At 73.3% G+C, this 210-nt stretch carries 1 protein-coding gene; it reads left to right on the forward strand.

Annotated elements, in window-relative coordinates; genetic code table 11:
* The coding region (locus tag FJ658_RS15100; RefSeq protein ID WP_181408491.1) for a bifunctional ornithine acetyltransferase/N-acetylglutamate synthase at window positions 1–210 on the forward strand (210 nt) is incomplete at both ends.

Consider the following 210-nt stretch of genomic DNA (forward strand, 5'->3'; position numbering starts at 1 on the left):
GTCGAACGGCGGCGGCCACGCCGCCGAGGCCATCATGACGACCGACTCGACGCCGAAGAAGGCGGTCGTGAAGCGCGACGGCTGGACGATCGGCGGCATGGCGAAGGGCGCGGGCATGCTGGCTCCCGGCCTCGCGACGATGCTCGTGGTGATCACCACGGACGCCGTGCTGCTCCCCGCGCAGCTCGACGCGGCACTGCGCGCCGCCAC

Origin of the sequence: Schumannella sp. 10F1B-5-1 (genome assembly GCF_006517535.1) — a bacterium.
Classification (GTDB): Bacteria; Actinomycetota; Actinomycetes; order Actinomycetales; family Microbacteriaceae; genus Schumannella.